Here is a 22,186-nt window from a genome sequence, read left to right as displayed (position 1 = left end):
ATATTACCGCCACATATTACCGCGAGTATTCAGCCCGTGGGTGAGCCCCCGCCCAGACTCGTCGCATATTCTCCGCGGTAATCATGGTGTAAATCTGGGTCGTCGTCACCGAGGCGTGCCCCAGCAGCTCTTGGACCACGCGCACATCGGCACCGCCCTCGATGAGGTGTGTGCCGAAACTGTGGCGCAGGGTGTGCGGGGAAATTTTCACGCACAGCCCGGCGCGCTCACCCAGCTCCGCCAGCGTATTTCCCGCCGACTGCCGAGACAGCCTGCGCCCCAGCGAGTTGATAAACAGCGCCGGCCCAGAGTTTGCCCGCACCCAGCTTGGCCGCCCGCGTGTCAGCCACGCATCCAGCGCCGCCATGGCTGGCGATCCCACGGGCACGATGCGCTCCTTGCCGCCCTTGCCACGCAGCAGCACGAGGTTGGTTTCGCGGTCCACGTCGTCGATATCCAGGCCGGTGACCTCGGAAACGCGCGCACCTGTCGAGTACAGAAACTCCACCAGTGCACGGTTGCGCAAATCCGTCACGTCAGCGGTGTCGTCGTTGGGGATGGACTCGATTAGCCGGGTGACCTCATCAATGCTGAGCGCCTTCGGATACCGCGAGGGCTGCTTCGGCGGCGCCACCCGCTTGGCGACATCCACATCCAACGCGCCCTCACCCACCGCGAACTTGTGGAAACTCCGCACCGCGGAGAGCGACCGCGTCACCGAGGTCGGGGCCAGCGCCGGCCTGCCCGCCGACTTGTCTCCCCGCGCGAGATACGCCAGAAACTCTGACACATCCTGCTCGGTAACCTGCTCCAATCGCGTACGCCCAATCTCCCGCAGGTAGGTGCGGTACTTCTCCAAGTCGCGCTTATAACTGGCGAGCGTATTCGCCGACAGGCCCTTTTCCACCGCGAGGTAGGTGACGAAGGCGTCGACAAGCGGATCGATCGAACTCATCGGATGCGTTTCAGGTCCGCGCCGGCGCCGAGCTGCTCCGTCCGACGCTGAGCCAGAGTCGTCGGTCGAATGTCGAACGGCTCCGCGACCGAGCGCGGCGTGGCACCCCTCAGCAACACCTCCGCCGCCAGCAGAATGCCAGACAGCGCGATGCCGTTGAGAATCTCTCCGCGCAGCGCCATCGCCACCGCATCCTCGACCGGAACCCATGACGCAGTCATGTCCGCTTCCTCATCGTGAGCTTCCGGCTTATCGACGGCACGGAGACCCCGGGCCAGATAAATCCGAACCGCTTCCTCTGCGAAGCCGGGCGAGCTGAACATATCGGTAAGCAGGGACCAGGACTCGGCCTCCAGCCCGGCTTCCTCAACCAGCTCCCGCTTGGCGGCCTCCAGTGGGTCTTCGTCCGCGACGTCGAGAAGCCCGGCCGGTAACTCCACCAGGCGCTTCCCTGCCGCCTGCCGCCACTGATTCAGCAGGTAGAGGCGGTTATCCTCATCTGCGGCAACGACTGCAACAGCGCCGAAATGCTCCACAATCTCGCGGGCCGACACATTCCCGCCTGGCATTCGCACCTGGTCGCGGCGGACCGCGATGATAGGTGCCTCGAGAACAATCTCGGAATCAACAACGTCAAATTGGTGCGCCATGAGCTTCACTCTAATAGGTAGGCCGGATTGGCCCTCGCGGAGTCAGGGCTAGTTGCGCTTGAGGGCTGCGGCGATGAGGCCGTCGAAAAGCGGATGGGCGTTGGTGGGGCGTGACTTCAGCTCCGGGTGCGCCTGGGTGGCCACGAGGTATGGGTGCACGTCCGTGGGGTATTCGACGAATTCGACGAGTTTGCCGTCCGGCGAGGTACCCGAGATGACCAGGCCTGCCTCTTCGAGCTGCGCGCGGTAGGCGTTGTTGACCTCGTAGCGGTGGCGGTGGCGCTCGGTGACATCGGTGGTGCCGTAGAGGCCGGCGACAACGGAGTCTTCGGCAAGCTTCGCCGGGTAGGAGCCCAGGCGCATGGATCCGCCCAGGTCAGCCTCTCCAGAGACGGCCTGGAGCTGTTCCTCCATCGTGGCGATGACCGGCTCGGCCGCGTTCTCGTCGAACTCGGTCGAGGACGCACCTTCAACGCCTGCGGTGCGCGCCGCCTCGATGACAACGCACTGCATACCCAGGCAGATTCCCAGCAGTGGCGTGCCGGTTTCCTTGGCGTAGCGGATGGTCGCGATCTTGCCTTCGATGCCACGACCGCCGAAGCCGCCGGGGATGACGATCGCGTCCACGCTGGCCATGTTTTGCTTCAGCCCCTCGGGGGTTTCGCAGTCATCGGAGGCAACCCAGCGGATGTTCGCCTTCACGCGGTGGGCGAAACCGGCGGCACGCACGGCTTCCGCGACGGATAGGTAGGCATCCGGCAGATCGATGTACTTACCGACGAGCGCCACCGTGACCTCGCCCTTCGGGTTGTGGACACGCTCGAGCAGGTCGCCCCACACGACCCAATCCATGTCGCGGAACGGCAGGTTCAGGCGGCGAATGATGAAGGTGTCCAGGTGCTCGTCGTAGAGGACCTTCGGGATGTCGTAGATACTCGGCGCATCCGGGCAGGACACCACGCCCTCGCGGTCGATGTCGCACATCAGCGCAATCTTGTTTTTGAGGGAGTCGGGGATGTCGCGGTCGCATCGCAAAACGACGGCATCGGGAACCAGACCAATCGAGCGAAGCTCAGCCACCGAGTGCTGGGTGGGCTTGGTCTTCAGTTCCTTGGAAGGGCCGAGGTACGGAACCAGCGACACGTGCAGGTAGAAGACGTTTTCGCGGCCGACGTCGTGACGCACTTGACGCGCGGCTTCCAGGAAGGGCTGCGATTCGATATCGCCGACGGTGCCGCCGATTTCGGTGATGACCACGTCGGGCTTTTCGCCGTTCGCGTCCGCGTTCCCCATGGCGACGATGCGGGATTTGATCTCGTCGGTGATGTGCGGGATGACCTGGACGGTCTGGCCGAGGAATTCGCCGCGGCGCTCCTTAGCGATGACCGAGGAATAGACCTTGCCGGTGGTGACGTTGCCGCCGGCGGAGAGATTGCGGTCGAGGAAGCGCTCGTAGTGACCGAGGTCCAGGTCGGTTTCGGCGCCGTCTTCGGTGACGAAGACCTCGCCGTGCTGAAAGGGGTTCATGGTGCCCGGATCCACGTTGAGGTAGGGATCGAGCTTCTGCATAGTCACTTTCAGACCACGCGAGGTAAGCAGGCGGCCGAGCGAAGCCGCGGTTAAGCCTTTGCCGAGGGAGGAGGCTACGCCTCCCGTAACGATGATGTATTTCGTAACCACGGGACTTCAGAATATCGCTTGCGCAGGTGCAAGCGCAAGCGCCTTTTCATAATGGCGGATAATTTCTTCATATTTGGGTAACTTTTTCGGAGTTGCGCCCCATCCGCCAGCAGGAACGCAGCGACAAATGCGAACTACGCGATACTCTCGAAGAGAGTGGTCGCCTGGATGCGGTCCCCGCCCATCAGCCCCTTACTGCCCGAAGAGGCAGTAGTAATCGTGTGCAGCCGAAACCCCTGCGAAGCCTTGTCGTTGATTACCCTCTCAAGCTCTGTCAGATTAGCTGAGCCGGTACCGATGAACTTTTCCTTCAGAACCACCTGAAGAACTTCATAATGAGGCATTTTCCGCCCTCCGTTAAAGTATTTTTCAATATTGCACGCAAAACAATACTCGGGCGGATGCATAAACGCGATCACGTCGTTACCCTCGGGGCTATGCCTGATTTAACGAATAAGACCATTGCAGTTTTGGCCACCGATGGATTTGAGGACTCCGAGCTGACGAGCCCGGCTGAGGCCGTGAAGAATGCCGGTGCGACCGTGCACGTTATCTCCACGGAGGAAGGCTCCATTGAGGGCAAGAACGGCACGAAGGTGGACGTCGATAAGCTGACCAGCAGCGTTTCTGCTGATGATTACGATGCCCTGATTCTGCCGGGCGGCACCGTGAATGCCGACCAGATTCGCATCGATAAGGATGCCGTGGCTTTGGTGAAGGGATTCGCCGCAGCCAACAAGCCAATCGGCGTGATTTGCCACGGCGGTTGGATTCTCACCGATGCGGATGTGCTGAAGGGCCGCACTATTACCTCCTACATCAGCGTCAAGACTGACCTGATTAACGCTGGAGCCAACTGGGTCGATGAGGAAGTTGTCGTTGACGGCAACCTGATTTCCTCCCGCACCCCGGCCGACCTTGAGGCTTTCAACAAGGCACTCGTAGAGAACTTCTAAGCCACTCAGCTTTTAGCACCACCAAAGGACGGCTGTTGCCATGACTTCATATTGGGATAACCCAAAGTCGCTGTGGGATCAGATTCCACAGCACGATCAGGAAGATGCTTCCGGGCAGCAGCCTCCCGCACCGGAGCAACCTTCCGCGGCCACACAGCCTGCCGCGCCTGAGCAACTTTCCGCGCCCGAGCAGCCTCCCGCACCGCAGCAGCTTCCGCCACAGCAAGGGCGCTATCAGGGATTGCTCTCGCACAACAGCATCGTTATCCAGCAGATTCGAAACTTCATGGCGGATGATTTCGACATCCTGGATACCGAGGGCAATTGCATCGGAAAGATCGAAACTACCGGTGGCACGCTGAGCCGCATGTTTATGGGCTCTCGTCGCCTGACAGTTTCCGAGCCAGACGGCACTCCGGTATTCGTTATTACCGATCCGACCGATCTTGCCCTTGACCGTTACGAGGTCTACTACCCCGACCCGCATGCGACTGATACCGAAGGCAAGCAGCAAGGTGGAGCAGAGTCATCGCACCTTCTGGCCACTATTCAGCAGAAGTTTGCGTTCTTTAAGCGGCGGCTGGAGATTTCCATCCCCGGTTTTGCCAATTGCGAGGTCGACGGCGACGTCTGGCATTACGACGCCACTTTTATGATCAACGACGTCAGAGTCGCACAGATGTCACGCAAGTGGTCGGGGTTTGCGAATCTCCTATCCGGCAATGAACGCTATGTGCTGCAGCTCAAGGATGATTTGCCACCACAATTGCGCGCGTCGATCATTGGTGCCGCCATTGCCCTGGATTTGATGGCGAAAAAGGCGCAATCCGACTAGCTGATTTCGCTGTCGGCTCGCGCCTTTTATCAAGAGCTACTGCTCGCGACTATCGCTACCGCGACCCGGCAGCCTGAGCGATGCGTCCGTCGATTTCCGTGATTCCGTCAGAGACGGCATTGACGTGTTCTGGGCGAACATTAGCGTTGTCGTTGATGCCGCCTTCAAAAACGGCGGTTACCGGCACGCACGGAACCTCAACATTACGTCCAAGCGCATTCGCTACCAGCGCGATTGCTCGCGGCGAGAAAGTCAGCCCAATATGGCCCGACAGGTCCGCAGAGCAACCATCCTGTAGGAGGATGTTGTTGGAAGTCGGTGCGTTCCACTGGCTTGCAGCCATTGGCGTGACGGCTTCATCAACCTGAGTCGAGATCGCAACGTAGTTGACGCCCGGCTGCTCCAAGCCGCCTTCATTGATCTTGGCCATGAACTGGCCGTGCTGCATCAGATCCACCAGGCTCGGGCTGACAATGAAACCCGCAGCCTTGTCACCGGCATTGTCGAACTGGTTGAGCTGTTCCAAGCCGTAGGAAGCGCCGAGCAGGGTTGTGCCATGCAGCACGCCCGCCAGGGAAACGACGGTGCCAATCCCCCGGCCCTGCTCCTGCTTGGCGTAGGCGGCAGCCAAGGCGCCACCGGCAGAGTGTCCAACAATATCGACGGCGGTAGCACCAGTTTCCGCCTTGAGAGTGTCAATCTTCGCAGTCAGCTCAGCCAAAGCGGTATCCAACGGGGTCATGTTACGCATGGTTGGAATAGAGCCCAGCACCGAAAACTCGTCAGGGCCTAGCTTGCCAACGTTAAATGCGTACAGGCACTTCCCCATTGCCTTTAGCTCCGGTGCCATGCGGGCATAGGTCTGGTACGAGTTCGAGTTCATTCCGTGGATCATGACCACTGGATTCTCACCAGGAGCGGGAACACACTGCACATTTGTGCCCTCTGGGCTGATGTTCTCCGTCATCCCCTGATTGACCATGACGGTGGGGAAATCATTTGCCTTTGGCCCCCACTCGCCCATTTCGGTCCAGGACAGGACCTGATTATTACCTGTTGCCGCAGCCGGTGCAGCGGCCGCGATAGGAGCCGCCGCCAGAGCGACACCAGCCGCAGCCAACAGTGCTGTGGCTGACCGTGCCAGCTTTGCAAATGCTCGATGAGTGCCCATGATTACTCCTTGCCTAGAACAGTGAATAGTAAAACGCTTCCAATAAGAACTACGGCATGGGCAAGAGCAAAAATCAGGCTACGAATCGTTATCGTACTCTGAAAGGAAATCAATGAAAGCCCCTCAAAAGGGTGAATAGAAAGTGAACTAAATATAACTATAACGCTATTCATTTACAGGCCTGCAAGCTTTTAAAGTGATATCGACCACAGCGCGAAACGAGGCGAGACCCCCTCGCAGCACCACAGGAGCATCGCTGATACTGACATCGCCATTAAGGATAAGCGCCTGCTCCACGAATATTTCAAACAACCAGTGATGCGGACGCTTGATATCGTCAGCGAGGAAACTGAGTCACCAATAGCAGAACTTAGAGAACACCCTCTCACCTGCCCGTACAGTATGGTATTTCATATGCACAAACGATACGTTTTCGTCCTCTCACTGACTATTCCAGTACTGTGCCTTTCGGCTTGCTCCAACAGAGAACCAGAAAAAGCACCGGAACCGACTACCGTTACAAAAACTGTCACCAGCCCAGAAAGCAGCACAGAATCGACGACGCAATCCACCACCAAGACCCCTAACCCGTCAACACCCCCGACCCGGACGACAGAAAGCTCGAGACCCACCGGTTACACCGGCGCACCCAACGGCGAACCGACAGCTATAAACAAAACGATTTCGCATTGCGCGAAATCCTCGCAGGGACTCTACGAGCAGGGCACCACCTGGTTTACCGACGGCACCTCCGGCTGGACACAGTATTGCGCCAACAATTTCTATGACGGCCCTTCCACGAACACCGCCCCGGAACCTCAGAACAACGAGCCATCCCCTTGGGTTCAAGGCCAAATCGACTGGGCTGACTGCCTAAACTCTGGCCATTCTGAGGAAGAGTGCCGAGCGATGTTGAATTAAGAAGCCGCTGCCGCCTTCAACAAGAAACATTCGCAGCGACAGCTACGCCAATTCAATTCATCGCCACCCCCCCCCAAAAAAAATCCCCACAATCCCCTACCGCACGCCCTCCCCAGCCTGCAGCGAGATTGGTGACGCATTGCCCCGTGCCGTCGTCACCGAGAAGTTCGCCTTACTCGCCAGGTAGCGGTCATCGGAGGCCTCAATCGGCACTCAGGCCAGCGTGAATGCACGGCGCCGGACTCGCAGCAAAGGCGCCCCCATCTGAATCTTCAGCAGTGCAGCATCCTCTTCATTGGCCGGAACCGCATCAATGGTGTGCGTCGAATACGCAATGTCCACACCACTATCCAGCAGGTGCCGGTAGATGGAACCCGAATCAGTATCAAAGGTCAGAATGTGCTTGCCGACGTCCAGAGGGTAATTCAGCCTCTCGACCATAGCTGGCTCCGCATCCACAAGCCGGAACCTGAGTACGGAGGTACCCGCCACCGTTCACCAGACGATCCCGTCGTTCATTGCCCACTGCCTCTACCTGTTGGACACCAACATCCGTTCGGCCACGCTGCTGGGTGTCGTCGGCACAGCTGGCATTGGCTTCCAGCTGCTCAATACCTCTCGAGTCAACCAGTTCGACGTCGTCACCTACATCCTCATTCTCATGGTCGCTGTCGTCCTCGTCGTCGAGGCGCTGTCCATGTGGCTGCGTGCCGCCGCCCGCTAATCCCCTCCTTAGTCCCCGCCCCCTTCTACTGAAAAGGAAAACTCCATGACTTACCAGCTCGCTATCTTCGACATGGCTGGCACCACCATCGACGACCGTGATGAGGTCTACCGCGTCCTCCGCGAAGCCACCGTACGCGAAGGTGCCCGCTACTCCGACGAGACTTTCCAACGTTACATGGGTACCGAAAAGTTCTGGGCGATCGGCAATCTGCTCCGTGAAGGCGGCATCGAACCGACGCCAGAGGTCCACAACCACGCCTGGGAGTTCTTCCGCGCCGAACTTGCTCGCACCTACAAGGACAACCCTCCAACCCCACTGCCAGGCGTCGAAGACATGCTGAAGGCACTGCACGAAAAGGGCATCAAAGTTGGCTTGACGACGGGCTTTGCGCGCGAAATCGTCGATATCATTGTCTCCTCCATGGGCTGGGACAACGGAATTATCGACACAGTTGTCGCCGGTGACGAAGTCGAGCACGGTCGCCCCAAGCCCGACCAGATCCTGGCCGTTATGGAGAAGCTCGGCATCACCGACAAGTCGGTTGTCATCAGCTCCGGTGACACCGAGGCCGATGTCCGCTCCGCGCAGGCTGCTGGCGTCACCAGCGTTGGCGTTCTTACCGGCCACCTGACCCGCGAACAGTTCAAGTCTCTCGGCGCTGACCACATTCTGGATTCCTCCGCGAACCTGCTGGACATTGTTGGAAAATAGGATCTGCACTCTAAATCTGACCACGTAAGCACACAACGCTAATGACAACTCCGACTCCCTCAGCATCTTCCACTTCGACGGCACCGGTGGAAAAGGCCCAGGCGCTTGTCTGGCACGGCGGTAGCGACTTTCGCATGCAAGAGGTTGCCATCCCTGCTTTGCAAGAAGGCGAAACCTTAGTTGAAATCACCACTGCGACGATTTGCGGCTCTGACCGTCACACCGTGCTCGGTCGCCGCAGCGCGCCTTGCCCCAGCGTCCTTGGCCATGAGGGAGTCGGAGTCGTCCGCGCCACCCGTAACCCAGATTTGCAGGTTGGCCAGCGCGTCGTGTTCTCTGTCACCGCGCCATGCATGGAGTGCGACCGCTGTGAACGCGGCATGACTGCTAAATGCCGGAACTTGAAAAAGACTGGTCACGAGGCTTTCGATAGCGACTGGTCTCTTTCGGGAACCTATGCTTCCCACATTGTGCTGCGCAACCATCAGCCGGTGGTAGTAGTCCCCGACTCGGTTCCCGATGTCGCCGCCTCCATCGCCACCTGCGCCGGTGCCACAGTGATGGCTTGTATGGAGCAGGCTGGCTCGGTGTCCGGAAAGCGCGTCCTGGTCATGGGCATTGGCATGCTCGGACTCATTGCAGTTGAGGCAGCTGTTCGCGGAGGCGCTGCTGAGGTTGTGGCCATTGACCGCGATGTGACGCGGCTGATGTGGGCACGAGAGTTGGGCGCGGTTGTGCCCGCCCCGTCAGCTGCTGGTGACGATGCCGAACCAGCACCTTTCGATGTCAGCCTCGAGTTCTCCGGCAGTGAGATTGGAGTCACTACCTGCATCGGCAGCCTCGACATCGGTGGCCGCGCCGTCCTCGCAGGCAGTGTGGCAACTTCCCCGAGCTATGCCCTCGATCCGGAGTGGCTCGTTCGTGGCTGGCGCACCATCACCGGTGTCCATAACTATGAACCGCGGCATCTGGAACAGGCTGTGGAGTTCCTTGCTGAATCCCAGATTGATTGGGACACCGTTGTGTCGGAGCCAATTGCGCTGGAGGATGTGCCTGCGGAGGTGGAGTCCACGATTGGGGCGTTTTTTGAGAGCCACGCTATGTCAAGATTAACTAGACAACTAGACTCACAGCGATATCAGAACGACACTCATCATTAATCTGCGCTCAACGTCAACACGATTTATTATCGAGTCTAACGCCGCACTGCGACTCAAGAATCCCTCAAAGTCCACAGTGCAAAGATACTAGGATGCCGCATCTTGCATACCGAATCCTATGTACAGCCCCTTAGAACACATATTCACCGTACTCGGGCTATGCCGTGACTATACGCCCCCTCACGAAGCCGCATCACCGGTAGACAACATCCCCGCGTTACTAGCAGTGCAAACCGATACTTTCTTCGAGCCCGACGCAGCCGATTTCTTCATCCCTGCCCCAGCTGGCAGCCAATGCTCAAACGCTGAAGCCCCAAAGCGGTACTATCGCCAGCCAAGTCGAACAACATAATGGATGATTCCCTGCCACCTAGACCTTCAATCAAGCACCCCAAGACCAGCACCACGGCCGCAAAACGAGAGTTCTGATTTCCATCGGCGACGGATCCTGCTTTCCTGATGTGACCATTTGGCATCCTAAAAAGAAATTGTTCCTGTAACACGATGATTAGGTTCATCGATACGCAGAAAGTAACTGGCTAGAAAGGGAAATAAACCGACTGAAAAGTACCATTCCACTAGAGCTTATGCTGCAATACGGCGGCATCACCCTCCCCGAACTTATTTCGAGCGAAAACGAATAGGAGGAATCATCCATATTATGACCCACTCATTTTCCTAGATAATTTGATTATCGATAAAACTTCATAAATCACGAAATAATAACCGCTCACATTCGGCGGAGGAAGTTTTACAGAATCGCAAACCTTACTTTACCTAAATATTCCCTATCGAGAACCATTATTAAAATAGTTGGAGCTTTGCCCCTTCAAAAAATAGAATGACGCGCTATCGATGTGATAAATTAATCCTCTCGAATCTTATCGAGTTCATCATTAAGAGTCTTTCAAGTTCACTCTGTAGTTGTTTATCAACTGCAAGAATTAACTCGTTACGCGCTCGAGATGCGCCAACATAGAACAAGCGTCGAGCCTCATCGTCCTCGTTTTCACTAAGCAAATTGAGCAACTTCTCTGCCTTAGATTCGTACCTACTGTGGGAACTCCTTTTATTCAGGACTAGGACAACACGGTCATACTCAGCACCTTTGCTAGCGTGAATTGTCTGAGCGTCAACGTTAAGTGAAGTACGGTCAGCACTTGATAGAACTTCGTCCCAGCTCTGGCCACTTGGCAGTAACCGCGCAGCTTTCTTAGGGCGAATCCCCCATTCGTTTAATATGCCAATAAGTTGATTCAAGACCGCTTTCCGTCGGCCACCATCTTGCAGGCACTTCTTCACCCCGAAGGCCACGTGGAGCGCTATCAAAGCTGTTGTTCCCCCATGTAGTAGAGCCTTCTCCTCGAAGAGGGCGCGACCAGAAATCTCAGTCCCGTCGATGAATTCACAATTTTCTATAATTCCAGTTTCAATAAGCCTAATACCCCTCATTCTTTGGGATGGAGAGCCAAAAGCATCTAGCAACAGAAGTATACCCACCAAGATTCTTTTTGTCTTGGAGATTACAGTTACGGGCTTCTTGCTTTTACTTCTACTCGCCTCGGCAACTAGTTCATGGGTTGCGGCTAAGATTGTCGATGTTGCCCTGCCGTTGTCAAAAGCGTCAATTTCATCGCATAAATCAGCCACCTTGGATAAATCGTCGTACCCAAATACCTTGATAAGGTTCCCTTCACCTGGCCTTTCAGGAGCGTCCACGACGGAGTCACCGTAGCGGAGGTAGCTTACCAAATCACAAATTTCGGGAGTACTACGAAAATTGGCTTTCATCGTTATCTCTTTAAACTGACGTTGCAGACAGAATTCACGGACTTTTTGGGCATCAGAGCCCCTGAATTTGTAAATGTCTTGATTGAGATCACCAATCAGCGTGAGCCTCACACCTCGGTCGTGCAGACTCTTGAGTAGTAACAAGTCGGTCGAATTGCAATCCTGAGCCTCATCCAAAATTATCTCACGGAATCGAGCTGCAATTATATCGATGAGACCGTAAGAATTCTTCTTAAGGATATAATTGGAAACCCGCCTTGCTGAAAAGGCATCGAAGTATCCCCGCCGATTCAGCTCTTTCCTTCGCTCGTCGGCCTTCTCTAGTACTTTCTTGCGGCAATATTCCCTCGATAGTCCTTCTCGATAAAAGCCACCCTTTTTCAACAATACGGAAGGGACCTTTTGATTGACCAAATCAACTTCCGCAAGTGAAGCTCGTTTTAGATAAGAGTTCCTAAACACACCCTTCGGGATTTCAAAATAACTCAACTCGCCAAATTCAGTCCACTCATCACGAAAATCTGGAACGAGACCTAATTTAGCTTTAACCATTGGAATTACAAGAAATCGACGAAGAAAACTATCAATAGTACCAATGAAGTTAGGTGACACTCCGTTGCCCCCATCGATATTAACCTTCTTATCAATCTCTTCCGATGCAACCCTTGTAAACGAAAGAGCAGCGACTCCGCGGTAATCTTCGCCAGGTTCAGAAGAATTTGTGAGCCGGATGAAACGCTGCGCCATAGTTCTCGTTTTCCCGGCACCAGGAACCGCAGTGGCAAATAGGGATTCCCCTGAGTGTTCAATCAGCGCTTTCTGATCAGGCGTTGGTCTAAAATCTTCCATGGTCAATCACGCGTCATAAAATTGATTAAATCATCTAGATGCTTGGGGCACGCGAAACGAAACTTATTCTCTTCATTGAAGTCATTCTCGCGCAAGAGTATCGCCAGGTCATGCGCAAACTGTCCCTTCAAAATATCCAGCGATTCGCGAGAAGATAAGCCTGGACGCATCATTTCGTACATTGTTTGTTGCGGATCCGCGCTATCTTTTACTTTCTGCCACTTATCGCTCGACTTAGGGTGCTGCCGTAAATATGCTTCTTCGAGAAGATCTAGATTTTCGCTATTGTCCCCCAAAAGTGACACTTCTAATGTATACGGAGTAACAATTATTTTCCGACGAGCATTTTCCTTCGCATCTTCTGCAGACTCTAACTCCAAGGATTCGCCCCTGGCCGCAGAACCTAGATCAGGATCTTGATCTGTCAATATTGCTACTTTCTCAACAAGCCTCTTCGTAGCCGAGGTAGAATGCGTAAGTAGCTTGATATACGGTTTAAAATCAACCGATCCGACAATGATAATGCTAGAAGCCTTGAATCTTTGGAGCTTCTCTACATCATTTCTAAGAACTCGCTCAGCGATTGCGGGCAACAGAACAGCTTCAGAAATCCCCTCTACAAGTAGTACTCGCCGAGCGAACAACAGTTCAGACCGTGTTACATCGAGATATTGATTTATCTTTCGAACGTTGTTTTCTCCTTCTTTTCCTTTACCAAAATCAATTGAGCATAGATCCAGCGCGTAGGTACCCGATTCCTCGTCCGATCTGGCTACAACTATATCTTTGACTCCAACGGCACTGGCAATCGACGGTGAGTGAGTAGTCGCGATTACTTGCAATCTACCGCCAATCTTGACATCGGCTGCTTCATCAAATTCACCTTCTGCAGCCTTACGCAAGAAGTTAAGAAGAACACTTTGTAATTGGGGATGAAGGTGCGCCTCCGGCTCTTCAATAAGGAGCACTGTCAACTCTGAATCCCGTACTACTGAAAGCTCAAGGAGCACTGTTGAGAGGAAGAGTAAGTTTGCATAGCCCAGGCCTGATGAACTCAGGTCTCGTGGGCTAACCCCTTCTTCGGCCATTTTCATCCGAAGACTACGCGCTAGCTTCTCTAGTCTTGGCGAATCGAAGCCTACCTCGACTTTTTGGCCCCGGATAGGATTAGTTAGGGCCGCAAGATGAGTTTGAATCGTAGAATTGACTTTCGTGACCGGGTCTTCCGATGCGATGCTGTCGAAAGCCGCTTTCGCTCGATTTTCAAACTCTGCTTTACCTTCCTCGTCAAGAAGGGCATTGAGAATCGTGCCGAGTCGTCGACCATTGCCTGAATCGAGTTGGAACTTAGCATCGCGAAGTGGCTCCACATAAACGCAATTAATTTTTGAACGTCCATCTAAATCCGAGTCAATGCCGCTTGGTACACCAGCAGTCCGGAGCCGTTTACCACGAGGCAAATCTTGCGTTGGCGGCCAGAATTTAGTCTGATAATGGATCGTTCCCCGCTCTATGTTTAGGCCGTTAATAAACAATGCCTTCTGAAAATCTGTCGCCCCTGCGAATTCTAGGCCAACCTCTATTGGGCCCGATGCCCCATCAGAGAGATCGTCAGCTTCAAAATACCGAGTGGCTCGTCCACCCAGCGGATCTAGTCCAAGACGTATCGCGTCAATTATGTTTGACTTTCCTGCATTATTTTCGCCGACTATCAGCGTGATTCCAGGCTGAAACTTGACCTCAGTATCTTTACATGATCTGAAATTACGTACGCTCAACCGAGATAACCAAATCGACTCAACCGTTTTCGGTCCCCTACCAGTCATGGAATTTCCTCTTATCACCCGAGTGGACTTCTTCGCTGATAACCGAATTCATATGCATCATCTGTCGCCCCCTCGTTAATCAAGGTTCCAATTCGCCGGAGACGCCTTCGCGTAGTCAACACCGATTGTCTTGAAATGCTCGTGAGCGGCATCAATCTTGGCTTGCTCGGTTGTACGCAGGAGATGCTCGATCATCGTGCTCTTTGTTTCGCGGATCATGTACAGCTTGTCTTTTCCGTCTACCTGTTTCACGATTGCCCAGTCGGGGTTGTATGGCCCGACCGGGGTATCAATCTTGAACTTCGGCGGTAGTTTCAGGAACAGTTTGATGTCCTCGCGGTCGTCGAGGAGCTCGGCGAACCGGCGCTCGGCTTCCGAGTCGTAGACGACGAAATCGTAGTCGGTTTTCTCGCGGTTTTTGACCTTGTACAAGTTGTCCAGGAAGTACTGCTTTTCTTCGATGCCGTCTTGCTGAAGTTCGGTGAGCGAGTACACGCTGCCGCCGATCTTTTCGTATTGCACACCCTCTGTGACAATGGCGGCGAGTTCGGCCTCAATGATGCCTTTGACCATCTTGATGTAGTCGTTTGGGTTGGCGATGAACTCGTCAAGCCGGTCACTCTGGATGAGGATATCGATGATCGTTTTTCGGGTCAGCGATGTTGCTTCTTGGAGCTCGGACACGATGTCCGGCAGCTTGTATCCGCCTCGCAGTTCGGCGGTGCGGCGGCTGGTCTCGGAGCCCTTGGTACCACCGCGAGCAACAGTCAGTCTGGCTTTCTTCACTTCGATTCGAAGGGGTTCGATCTCTTCAGCTTTCTTGATCTTCTGTACGGCGTTCTTGATTAGTACATCGCGATCAACTGAGACGCTATAGGTCGTACGTTGGCTGATCTTCTCCCAAAACTCTTCAAACTCGCGTGATTGGAAGTACAGCTGCTTGTTCAGCTTGCGCGTCGTTCGAGCACGCTTCGGTTTTACGTAATGCTCAATATTCGCACGTCGCAGTACTTCGATAATCGCCTGTTCCACCGGACTGTATTCTGCTGCCAAGCCAAGGGTGAAGTCATCGGCGTCCGGGGTGAAGGATTCGGTGACGAAGCCATCTTTGTTGAGGTAGCCACGTTCTCTCAGGTGGTCCCAGATTGCAACAGAAGCGGTGTACCCCAGGTTCTGCTGTTCTTCGGAACCAGGTTTCGGCAATTTGGCGAAGTCTCCTTTGCGAATGTACCCAATCGCTACGCCGGCCTTCGTGTATTCCTTTTGGAGGTGCGAGGCGAACTCTTGGTACGACTCATTAGCGACGACGGTGAGTTGGGCAATGGACCGGTCCACTACACGTTCGCCGTTCTGGTTCACGGGGAGTCGCAGGCCTCGACCGATTGTTTGGCGGCGCTCGGTCTCGGAACCCATTTCACGCAGAGTGCAAATCTGGAACACGTTCGGGTTGTCCCAGCCTTCACGCAGCGCGGAGTGGGAGAAGATGAACCGCACTGGTTCGTCTTCGCTCAGCAGGCGGGCCTTGTCCTTCATAATCAGGTCGTAGGAGTCATCATCCTTAGCTTCATCGCCTTTTGTATCTCCAAACACTCCTTTTTTTACCTGTGAGAAGTACGCGCGCCGCAGCTCAATCGGATCTTGTGGAAGCAGCTCTTTGTAATTCGGGAATCGTTCTCGTTCCTCAATGAAGAGCTCGTCGAACCATTGGGCAAACTTGCCGTCGGCGGTGGAGTTGTCGGAGCCGTCGCCCAGATAGCTGGCCACTTTATCCACGAAGAAAAGGCTCAGCACCTTGATACCGAGATGTCGCATCAGCGACTCTTTGCGGAAATGTTCGCGGATGGTTTCACGAATCATCTCACGGTGCACGGTCTCGTCATTGCCACCGATTGATTCTCCGACTTGAAGAATTCCGTGGTTAGTCAGCTCGATAAACTCGGGTTCCCCAATGTTAACCTCGTTAATTCGCCAGTTGTTGCCGTAAGCAGGGTTACCAGTGACCTTCTCGAGGTCTTGGTTCTGCTTCACCGTCTTGACCCGGCGGTCAAATGATCCATCTTTCTTTCGACATAAAAGCTCCATTTTCGCTTGGAATGTCTTCTCGTCGATTGAAAGTAGCTTGATGTATGGCTTGGCGTCGCCGCCATGTTCCGTCGCTTCCGCCACAACAATCTGTTTGACCAGCCTCAGTTCATGCGCATCAACCGGGTCCAGGCGGTAGGTGACGTTTCGCGTCTCGCGGTGCGTCGCACTGTAGCGAAGGATGAACGCTGGGGCCATGCCGGCCAAAGCCGTCTTGGACAGCTCAGACTCCATGTTCTGTGGCTCGTCCATGATCAGAATTGGTCGTGTCGCACGCAGGAAGTCAATCGGCCGCAGTCCGTTGAGCTTGTCGCGGGTTTGGTTCATGATCAGGTTTTTCCTGCGGCCGCGCACAGAGCCAATCGTCATGATCATGATCTGAATGCTCGTCGATGTCGCAAAGGACTGCACTTCCTCAGCGTTCTTACCGCTGTAGACCATGTAGTCAAACGGCGACGCGGGGTACAACTGGCGGAAGTGGTCGTGCATCAGCTCAATGCTTGTCTTCACGCCTTCGCGGATCGCAACACTGGGCACGAGAATGACGAATTTGGTGAAGTTGTACTTTTCCGCCAGCTCAAAAATCGTGCGAAGGTACACATAGGTTTTACCAGTACCGGTCTCCATCTCGATGTCGAACTGGAGGCCGTCAATAAGCTCTTTCGCAGGTTCAATCCCTTGCTCGTTCTGTACCACCTTGAGATTCTCGAGTACAGTTTCTTCATCCAGCACAAAGTTGTTGCCGACGGCCCCAACCTCTTCACTCAGATCTATGTCGAGCGCCTGGTTGCTTGTCTCTGGAAGAACTCGTTCGGTGCGGAACGTTGTGAGAAGGTCGCCGGCGTCGTTCGGCTGACCTTCGAACAGGTCGGTGACTGATTCAATCGCCTGAACCTGGTACTCCTGCTTGGCATCAAACTTGAATTTCATGCTTGTTCCCTACGCCGTCCAGAGCTCGATGCCATTGGTCTTGCAGATTTGCGCCAAGTTGGTTTTCAGCTCGTCGTCGCCTTGGAACGCGTCCTCAAGCATTATGAGCTGGGCTGGCTTGACCTCCATAGCCACACGAAGCTGTGCCAGAGTCGGCTTGGTGTGTTCGTCAAGGTACGCGAGCACCAGGATGTCTTCTTCGCCGTCTTCGTCATCGACTCGGACCACCGCCTTATACGGCAGGCCGTCGATATCGCGGTCGCGAATCTGCTCGACCAACGAGTGTCCCTGCTTGAGCAGGATTTCGGTGAGAAGATCATCAGGGGTGGCGTTATCGTCGGCGCTCTCACGGAGATCCAACAGGTGCTGCTCGAGCTCAGTCGCATCGGTATCGGAGTCGGTACGCCACTTGGTGAAGTTGGTGTCCGCGAGCTTGTAGGACCGGAAACCGGTATCTAATAGATTTTCTCTGCAGTTCGTATCTCCGGCAAGCGATTTGGTAATTACTGATCCTGCCCGGTCTAGACGTTCACGGGATATCTCGGAAATAGTTTTGAATCCCATTTTGTCAGAGATTGACCCATTAGGAACCGGTTCAGGAAGCTGTACCGAAATGCAGCTGCGACTTCCAGAGTCATCTGAGTTTAAGGACATCGTTGCGTGAGCAGTTGAGCCCGAGCCAGCAAAGAAGTCGAGGACGATGCCATCAGGGGCATCAATCATAACCGACCGGATTAAATACTTAAGCAAGGTAGTGGGTTTCGGGTGATTGAAAACTTGTTTACCAAACAGTTTTTTAATTTCAGCATTTCCGGCAAGAACATCTCCAGCGATTTCTCGTGGTATCAAGGTATTAGGAGCCAACCTGGCGGTTTTAGTTTTTTTAGAGTATGGCACAAATCCGTCACTCTTAATGACGATTCTCGTTCCATCCTTGACTTGATCTTCAAGGTAGGCTTGTGACCAAATGACTCTTCCGGTAATCCGGAAGGCACTCTGTGCGATGCCGTTTTGTACAGATAGGGCATCTTCTAATACGTACCCCCCAGCTTTTTCTCCCGGCGCATAAAGGCCATCGGGTATGAGTAAATCCACCCATTCTGGCTCTAAAGAAAGCGTAGAGCGTTTCATGGAGTTTTTTGTTAGCGATGGCAGACCATCTGTTGCTTTCTCAGTTCCTACTAAAGCTTGAATATGGCCTTTATTGCGCGCGTAGCAAAGAACGTGTTGCGCATTTTCTCGTTCTATTCGAGAAGAATTATCTGGTCGGAAATTGCTTTCCCATATATAGCCTTCGATGAAATTGGATTCGCCAAAAATCTCGTCGAGGAGCTTTCGAAGTTGTGCGACTTCGTGATCATCAATTGAAATGAAGATGACGCCATCGTTCGTTAAAAGGTTCCGAGCAAGCTTTAACCTCGGATACATCATGTTGAGCCAGTTGGAGTGGTACCTGCCCTCGGACTCTGAGTTCGACGACAGTTTCTTACCGCCTTCGTTGAGCTGCTTGGACCACTCGAGGTAAGACTCGAGTCCCTCCTTGTAATTGTCGGGGTACACGAAGTCTTTGCCAGTGTTGTACGGCGGATCGATGTAAATCATCTTGATTTTGCCGTGGTAGTGCTTCTGCAGGATCTTCAGCACTTCGAGGTTATCGCCCTCGATGAACACGTTCTTTGTGGTGTCCCAGTCTTTGGAGTTTTCCTTATCCGGGCGAAGCGTTGCAGTCGTCGGCGTCTGCGCTGCGCGCATAGCGCGCTTCTTACCTGGCCAGAACAGGCCGAAACGTTCGCTGGTGTCTGAGGCGTCGCCCTCGAGAAGCTCCTTGAGTTTCTCCACGTCAATCTTGCCGTCGGCAATCGCTTCCGGAGCCAATTCGGCGAGCTGCGCCGCCAGCTCCGTTCGGAACTCTGGGGTGCTGCCAGGAACTTCGTTGATCATGTCTCGCTCTTCGCTCATTGTTTTCCCTTTAACTAACTTCGTTTACGCCTTGATTTGCCACCGGATAGTGAACAGCTCTTTTTCAGACCTTTTACCTTGAAGCGACTGCCTGATTAGAACAAGCAACTCGTCGACATTGTCGCGCAAGTTTCGCTTCTCTCTTCGATATTGGTCCTCGATCAAATCAATCTCGTCATCAAGATTTCTGGCCTTCTTCTTGAACCTCAGTTGCTCCATCGGGTCGTCGGCTTGAGTAGCTTTCTTGCGCAGGTCCTTCCGCTTCTTTTCAAGCTCACGAACGGCTTTCCTGCGTTCTGTGTCGAGGTCAAGAATCTGGCTCTCAAGCAATTCCTCTTGCTGGTTGTAGTAGCTCGAGTTGCGGTGTTGGACTTCCTTTTCCAGAGTCTCCCGCTGCCGCTCGATCACTGCCGCAAACAAATCGGTATTCAGCGGCTCAGCTATATTCAATGAGTCGACGACGCGCAGATCCATCATCTCTGCTGCATCTTCTTGGTTCAGTACCTCGTCGGAATCAGTTATTCCTGCAGCGAGCAAGTAGCTCTCGGAAATATCGCTGTCGTTTGCTCTCATCTTGAATGTCAGACCCCGAACGCTCAGCGAACCGGACTGCCCAGCTAGTTCCTTCATGCGAGAGCTGACTCGGTCAGACTTACTGATGTCGAAGACAAGCGTCTGCCGCGGGGTAGCTGCCGTCATAGCACTATCAATAACGTACTTCGCCAGGTCACTGTGATAGCGATACTGCTTAGAATTACCGCTCGGCGAGGACTTGAAGTGGTAACGGCCAGTCGCAATACCTACCGATGGCGCCATTCTCAGAACAAAGTTACGACCATCACCTTCGAAAGCAGCCAGGTCCTGCAGGCGATTGATTGTCAACAGTAGGAGCAGCTGCTCAAATTTGTTGAGTACCTCACCAGATTGCTCATCGTAAGACTTCAAGCGGTCGCGAACCGATGGGTCAAAGTTATCGAAAACTTTAGCTTTTGCCTCGGCCATGTCCTTACTGACCGTGTCCGCATACTTTTCTTCCAGCTCTTTGAACGCCTGATTGATCTCTTCAGCAGTGCGGTAGCTGTCGTAGATCTTTGCAACCTCTTGAGCGAAATCGAACCCGCTTTCAATGCGGCCCAGCACTTCGTCACTTGCTCCAAAGACGCTGTCGAAGAGATGGAACTTATTTTCCAGCAGCTCCAGAATGCGCGCCTCAGCGGCATTGCCCTCATTGAAGAAGTTAACGATTACAACGTCGTGCTTTTGGCCATAACGGTGAATGCGACCGATACGTTGTTCTACTCGCTGCGGATTCCATGGCAAATCGTAGTTGATCAGCATCGAGCAAAACTGCAGGTTGATACCTTCGGATGCTGCTTCCGTAGCGATCATAATTGAGCCGGAATCGCGGAAGTAATCAACAAGAGCTTTTCGACGATCCGCTGACGGGTTGCCGGTAATGACGTCGCTACCGTCATTCTTTGCAAGCCACTCTTGATAAATCGCAGTCGCCTCAGGAGAGTCGTTTTGGCCGTTGAACAGCACCAGCCCGTCACCGTAGCCTGCTTGTCGCAGCGTCTCGGCGATGAAGCTTTGGGTATCGCTGTACTCAGTAAAGATGATGGCTTTTTCAGGTGCCCCAATTTCGCGGAGGCGTGAGAAACCACGCTCAATGGCCTCCCCTAGTTTCAGCGACTTCTGATTCTGGTGAATGGATTCTGCTAGTGATGCATATTCGTTGAGCTCATCAATCTCCAGTTGTACTTGCTTGCGGACCGCTGGATCCGACCAGTCCTCGTTCCGCTCAACGAGGTCTCCGAAGGCCTCATATGCTGCTTGTTCTTCATCAAGCATTTCGCTGTCGAAATCAAACAGCGGCCTACGTTTACTTTGGAGTTGGCCAGCTGCCAGTTCCTCCGCCAACCGGTTCGCGGTTCTGCGAAGAGTAATCCCTACTGCGTACGTCGAGGACCCCAGTCGCTTGCGCATCACCTGCGAGGACAGTGCACGCTGCGAATCATTGAACGCATACAGGGTGTCGCGCTGTAGGTAGGAACTGACCAAATCGTAAAGATCCAGTTCCGCCTGCGAAGGCTGGAACTTCACCGTCAATGGGTCGCGCTTGGTGAACCGGATGTACTTCTCCGCATCTCGGCGCAGGGTGCGCTTGGTCAACTGGCCGACGCGCTCCGCCAAGTCATCGGGGCTAAATTCGGTGCTTCCGGTTTTCACATACCGTTCGCGGAAGACATCGATGGACCTGAAGTATTCCGGATCGAAAATCGAGACAAGGCCGTAGATCTCTTCAAGACGATTCTGCAGTGGGGTTGCTGTGAGCAGCACTACTTTGCTCGCGCCATCAAAAACCTCACCGACCGAATGCGCTACTTTGGCGTGCTGCTTACCTTTATAAAAATTGCGCAGACGATGCGCTTCGTCGGCAACCACCAAGTCCCAAGTGCGCATCAGGTCAGCTTTGTTCTGCTGAACAAATTCGTAGGAAGCAATCAGGACTTGACCAGGCTCCTTGTTAGCCAAAAGTGAGGCCTTGGACTTCGAGTCAAGCAACTCGGATTGGATTAGAAACTTCTCGTAAAGCTCCTGTTTCCACTGTTGGCGAAGACTCGCGGGTGCGATAATAAGGATTCGGCGTTTACGCTCTGCCCAATACTGCGTAATAACAATACCCGCCTCGATCGTCTTACCGAGGCCGACTTCATCAGCCAGTATGACGCCTCTTGTCGTGTTCCCCTTCAACGCGAACAACGCTGCTTCAATCTGGTGGGGCTTAGGCTCCACCTGAGCGTCGAAAAGCAAACCAGCGAGCTTACCAACATGGTCGTTGGCGTAGCTCCGCTCCAACTCGTGAGCGAAGTACTTTGCCTGATGGTTGGAAAGACTTTCGCCAAAGCTTATCCCTGGCGACTTCATGCTTCCGCTAAATGAAGCAGGTCGATTAGGGCCACTTGCCGCTCGATTCGACATG

The 22,186-nt window shown here is 54.0% G+C and carries 16 protein-coding genes; 5 read left to right on the top strand and 11 right to left on the bottom strand.

Going from position 1 to position 22,186, the window contains the following annotated elements; genetic code table 11:
* Positions 1-16: 16 nt before the first annotated feature.
* From HMPREF2920_RS04760 to HMPREF2920_RS04745, 4 genes are all read right to left on the bottom strand, one after another.
* Positions 17-955 carry a site-specific tyrosine recombinase XerD gene (locus tag HMPREF2920_RS04760; protein WP_070854058.1) on the bottom strand — a complete coding sequence of 313 codons (939 nt, stop codon included), beginning with the start codon at positions 953-955 and terminating at the stop codon, positions 17-19.
* On the bottom strand, positions 952-1,605 hold the full coding sequence (locus HMPREF2920_RS04755) for an NUDIX domain-containing protein (RefSeq protein WP_070854057.1): 654 nt from the start codon (positions 1,603-1,605) through the stop codon (positions 952-954). The genes HMPREF2920_RS04760 and HMPREF2920_RS04755 overlap by 4 nt, the downstream gene beginning before the upstream one ends.
* A gap of 48 nt (positions 1,606-1,653) precedes the next feature.
* Positions 1,654-3,285 carry a CTP synthase gene (locus HMPREF2920_RS04750; protein ID WP_016422857.1) on the bottom strand — a complete coding sequence of 544 codons (1,632 nt, stop codon included), beginning with the start codon at positions 3,283-3,285 and terminating at the stop codon, positions 1,654-1,656.
* Positions 3,286-3,419: 134 nt separating this feature from the next.
* Positions 3,420-3,704, bottom strand: coding sequence for a DUF4177 domain-containing protein (locus tag HMPREF2920_RS04745; RefSeq protein ID WP_224783820.1), 285 nt, complete (start codon positions 3,702-3,704; stop codon positions 3,420-3,422).
* Between the two features lie 18 nt (positions 3,705-3,722).
* On the opposite strand from HMPREF2920_RS04745, the gene HMPREF2920_RS04740 reads away from it, so the two are divergent.
* Complete coding sequence (locus tag HMPREF2920_RS04740) at positions 3,723-4,241, top strand: type 1 glutamine amidotransferase domain-containing protein (RefSeq protein ID WP_049170438.1); 519 nt, start codon at positions 3,723-3,725, stop codon at positions 4,239-4,241.
* 40 nt (positions 4,242-4,281) lie between these two features.
* The gene (locus tag HMPREF2920_RS04735; RefSeq protein ID WP_049170437.1) at positions 4,282-5,076 is read left to right on the top strand and encodes an LURP-one-related/scramblase family protein; all 795 of its coding nucleotides are present in this window, start codon (positions 4,282-4,284) and stop codon (positions 5,074-5,076) included.
* A 55-nt stretch (positions 5,077-5,131) separates the two neighbouring features.
* Here the strand turns inward: HMPREF2920_RS04735 and HMPREF2920_RS04730 are convergent, their stop codons facing one another.
* Together HMPREF2920_RS04730 and HMPREF2920_RS10915 are read right to left on the bottom strand one after the other, a co-directional pair.
* Entirely contained in the window at positions 5,132-6,247 is a 1,116-nt protein-coding gene (locus HMPREF2920_RS04730; RefSeq protein WP_049170434.1) for a lipase family alpha/beta hydrolase, read from the bottom strand.
* Positions 6,248-7,381: 1,134 nt separating this feature from the next.
* Positions 7,382-7,660 carry a UTRA domain-containing protein gene (locus tag HMPREF2920_RS10915; RefSeq protein WP_224783809.1) on the bottom strand — a complete coding sequence of 93 codons (279 nt, stop codon included), beginning with the start codon at positions 7,658-7,660 and terminating at the stop codon, positions 7,382-7,384.
* A 46-nt stretch (positions 7,661-7,706) separates the two neighbouring features.
* Between HMPREF2920_RS10915 and HMPREF2920_RS04720 the strand changes: the two genes are divergently transcribed.
* The 3 genes from HMPREF2920_RS04720 to HMPREF2920_RS04710 are packed head-to-tail and all read left to right on the top strand — an operon-like array spanning position 7,707 to position 9,766.
* Positions 7,707-7,892 (top strand): ABC transporter permease family protein, encoded by a 186-nt coding sequence (locus tag HMPREF2920_RS04720; protein WP_049171615.1) that lies wholly within the window; start codon positions 7,707-7,709, stop codon positions 7,890-7,892.
* A gap of 45 nt (positions 7,893-7,937) precedes the next feature.
* Positions 7,938-8,606, top strand: a complete 669-nt coding sequence (locus tag HMPREF2920_RS04715; protein ID WP_049171618.1) for an HAD hydrolase-like protein — start codon at positions 7,938-7,940, stop codon at positions 8,604-8,606.
* A gap of 41 nt (positions 8,607-8,647) precedes the next feature.
* A complete protein-coding gene (locus HMPREF2920_RS04710; RefSeq protein ID WP_080971490.1) occupies positions 8,648-9,766 on the top strand; it encodes an alcohol dehydrogenase catalytic domain-containing protein in 1,119 nt (372 codons plus the stop codon).
* An 849-nt stretch (positions 9,767-10,615) separates the two neighbouring features.
* Here the strand turns inward: HMPREF2920_RS04710 and HMPREF2920_RS04700 are convergent.
* From HMPREF2920_RS04700 to HMPREF2920_RS04680, 5 genes are all read right to left on the bottom strand, one after another.
* Positions 10,616-12,406: a UvrD-helicase domain-containing protein gene (locus HMPREF2920_RS04700; protein ID WP_049171622.1), complete on the bottom strand. Its 1,791-nt coding sequence runs from the start codon at positions 12,404-12,406 to the stop codon at positions 10,616-10,618.
* A gap of 2 nt (positions 12,407-12,408) precedes the next feature.
* Positions 12,409-14,232, bottom strand: a complete 1,824-nt coding sequence (locus HMPREF2920_RS04695; RefSeq protein ID WP_053087317.1) for an ATP-dependent nuclease — start codon at positions 14,230-14,232, stop codon at positions 12,409-12,411.
* A gap of 75 nt (positions 14,233-14,307) precedes the next feature.
* On the bottom strand, positions 14,308-17,244 hold the full coding sequence (locus HMPREF2920_RS04690; protein ID WP_049171624.1) for a restriction endonuclease: 2,937 nt from the start codon (positions 17,242-17,244) through the stop codon (positions 14,308-14,310).
* 9 nt (positions 17,245-17,253) lie between these two features.
* Positions 17,254-19,203 carry a site-specific DNA-methyltransferase gene (locus tag HMPREF2920_RS04685; RefSeq protein ID WP_049171627.1) on the bottom strand — a complete coding sequence of 650 codons (1,950 nt, stop codon included), beginning with the start codon at positions 19,201-19,203 and terminating at the stop codon, positions 17,254-17,256.
* Positions 19,204-19,227: 24 nt separating this feature from the next.
* The gene (locus HMPREF2920_RS04680; protein ID WP_083301587.1) at positions 19,228-22,185 is read right to left on the bottom strand and encodes an SNF2-related protein; all 2,958 of its coding nucleotides are present in this window, start codon (positions 22,183-22,185) and stop codon (positions 19,228-19,230) included.
* Position 22,186: the final 1 nt, after the last annotated feature.

The sequence above is a fragment of the Corynebacterium sp. HMSC075F02 genome (assembly GCF_001838335.1).
Classification (GTDB): Bacteria; Actinomycetota; Actinomycetes; order Mycobacteriales; family Mycobacteriaceae; genus Corynebacterium; species Corynebacterium jeikeium_D.
Note: the sequence above shows the minus strand (reverse complement) of the source record. Positions and strands in the feature narration are given on the sequence as shown.

Excerpts from the sequence above, each read along its gene's own strand:
- HMPREF2920_RS04760 (WP_070854058.1), bottom strand. The coding sequence starts at position 955 with ATGAGTTCGATCGATCCGCTTGTCGACGCCTTCGTCACCTACCTCGCG.
- HMPREF2920_RS04755 (WP_070854057.1), bottom strand. The coding sequence starts at position 1,605 with ATGGCGCACCAATTTGACGTTGTTGATTCCGAGATTGTTCTCGAGGCA.
- HMPREF2920_RS04740 (WP_049170438.1), top strand. The coding sequence starts at position 3,723 with ATGCCTGATTTAACGAATAAGACCATTGCAGTTTTGGCCACCGATGGA.
- HMPREF2920_RS04735 (WP_049170437.1), top strand. The coding sequence starts at position 4,282 with ATGACTTCATATTGGGATAACCCAAAGTCGCTGTGGGATCAGATTCCA.
- HMPREF2920_RS04730 (WP_049170434.1), bottom strand. The coding sequence starts at position 6,247 with ATGGGCACTCATCGAGCATTTGCAAAGCTGGCACGGTCAGCCACAGCA.
- HMPREF2920_RS04715 (WP_049171618.1), top strand. The coding sequence starts at position 7,938 with ATGACTTACCAGCTCGCTATCTTCGACATGGCTGGCACCACCATCGAC.
- HMPREF2920_RS04710 (WP_080971490.1), top strand. The coding sequence starts at position 8,648 with ATGACAACTCCGACTCCCTCAGCATCTTCCACTTCGACGGCACCGGTG.
- HMPREF2920_RS04700 (WP_049171622.1), bottom strand. The coding sequence starts at position 12,406 with ATGGAAGATTTTAGACCAACGCCTGATCAGAAAGCGCTGATTGAACAC.
- HMPREF2920_RS04695 (WP_053087317.1), bottom strand. The coding sequence starts at position 14,232 with ATGACTGGTAGGGGACCGAAAACGGTTGAGTCGATTTGGTTATCTCGG.
- HMPREF2920_RS04690 (WP_049171624.1), bottom strand. The coding sequence starts at position 17,244 with ATGAAATTCAAGTTTGATGCCAAGCAGGAGTACCAGGTTCAGGCGATT.
- HMPREF2920_RS04685 (WP_049171627.1), bottom strand. The coding sequence starts at position 19,203 with ATGAGCGAAGAGCGAGACATGATCAACGAAGTTCCTGGCAGCACCCCA.
- HMPREF2920_RS04680 (WP_083301587.1), bottom strand. The coding sequence starts at position 22,185 with ATGTCGAATCGAGCGGCAAGTGGCCCTAATCGACCTGCTTCATTTAGC.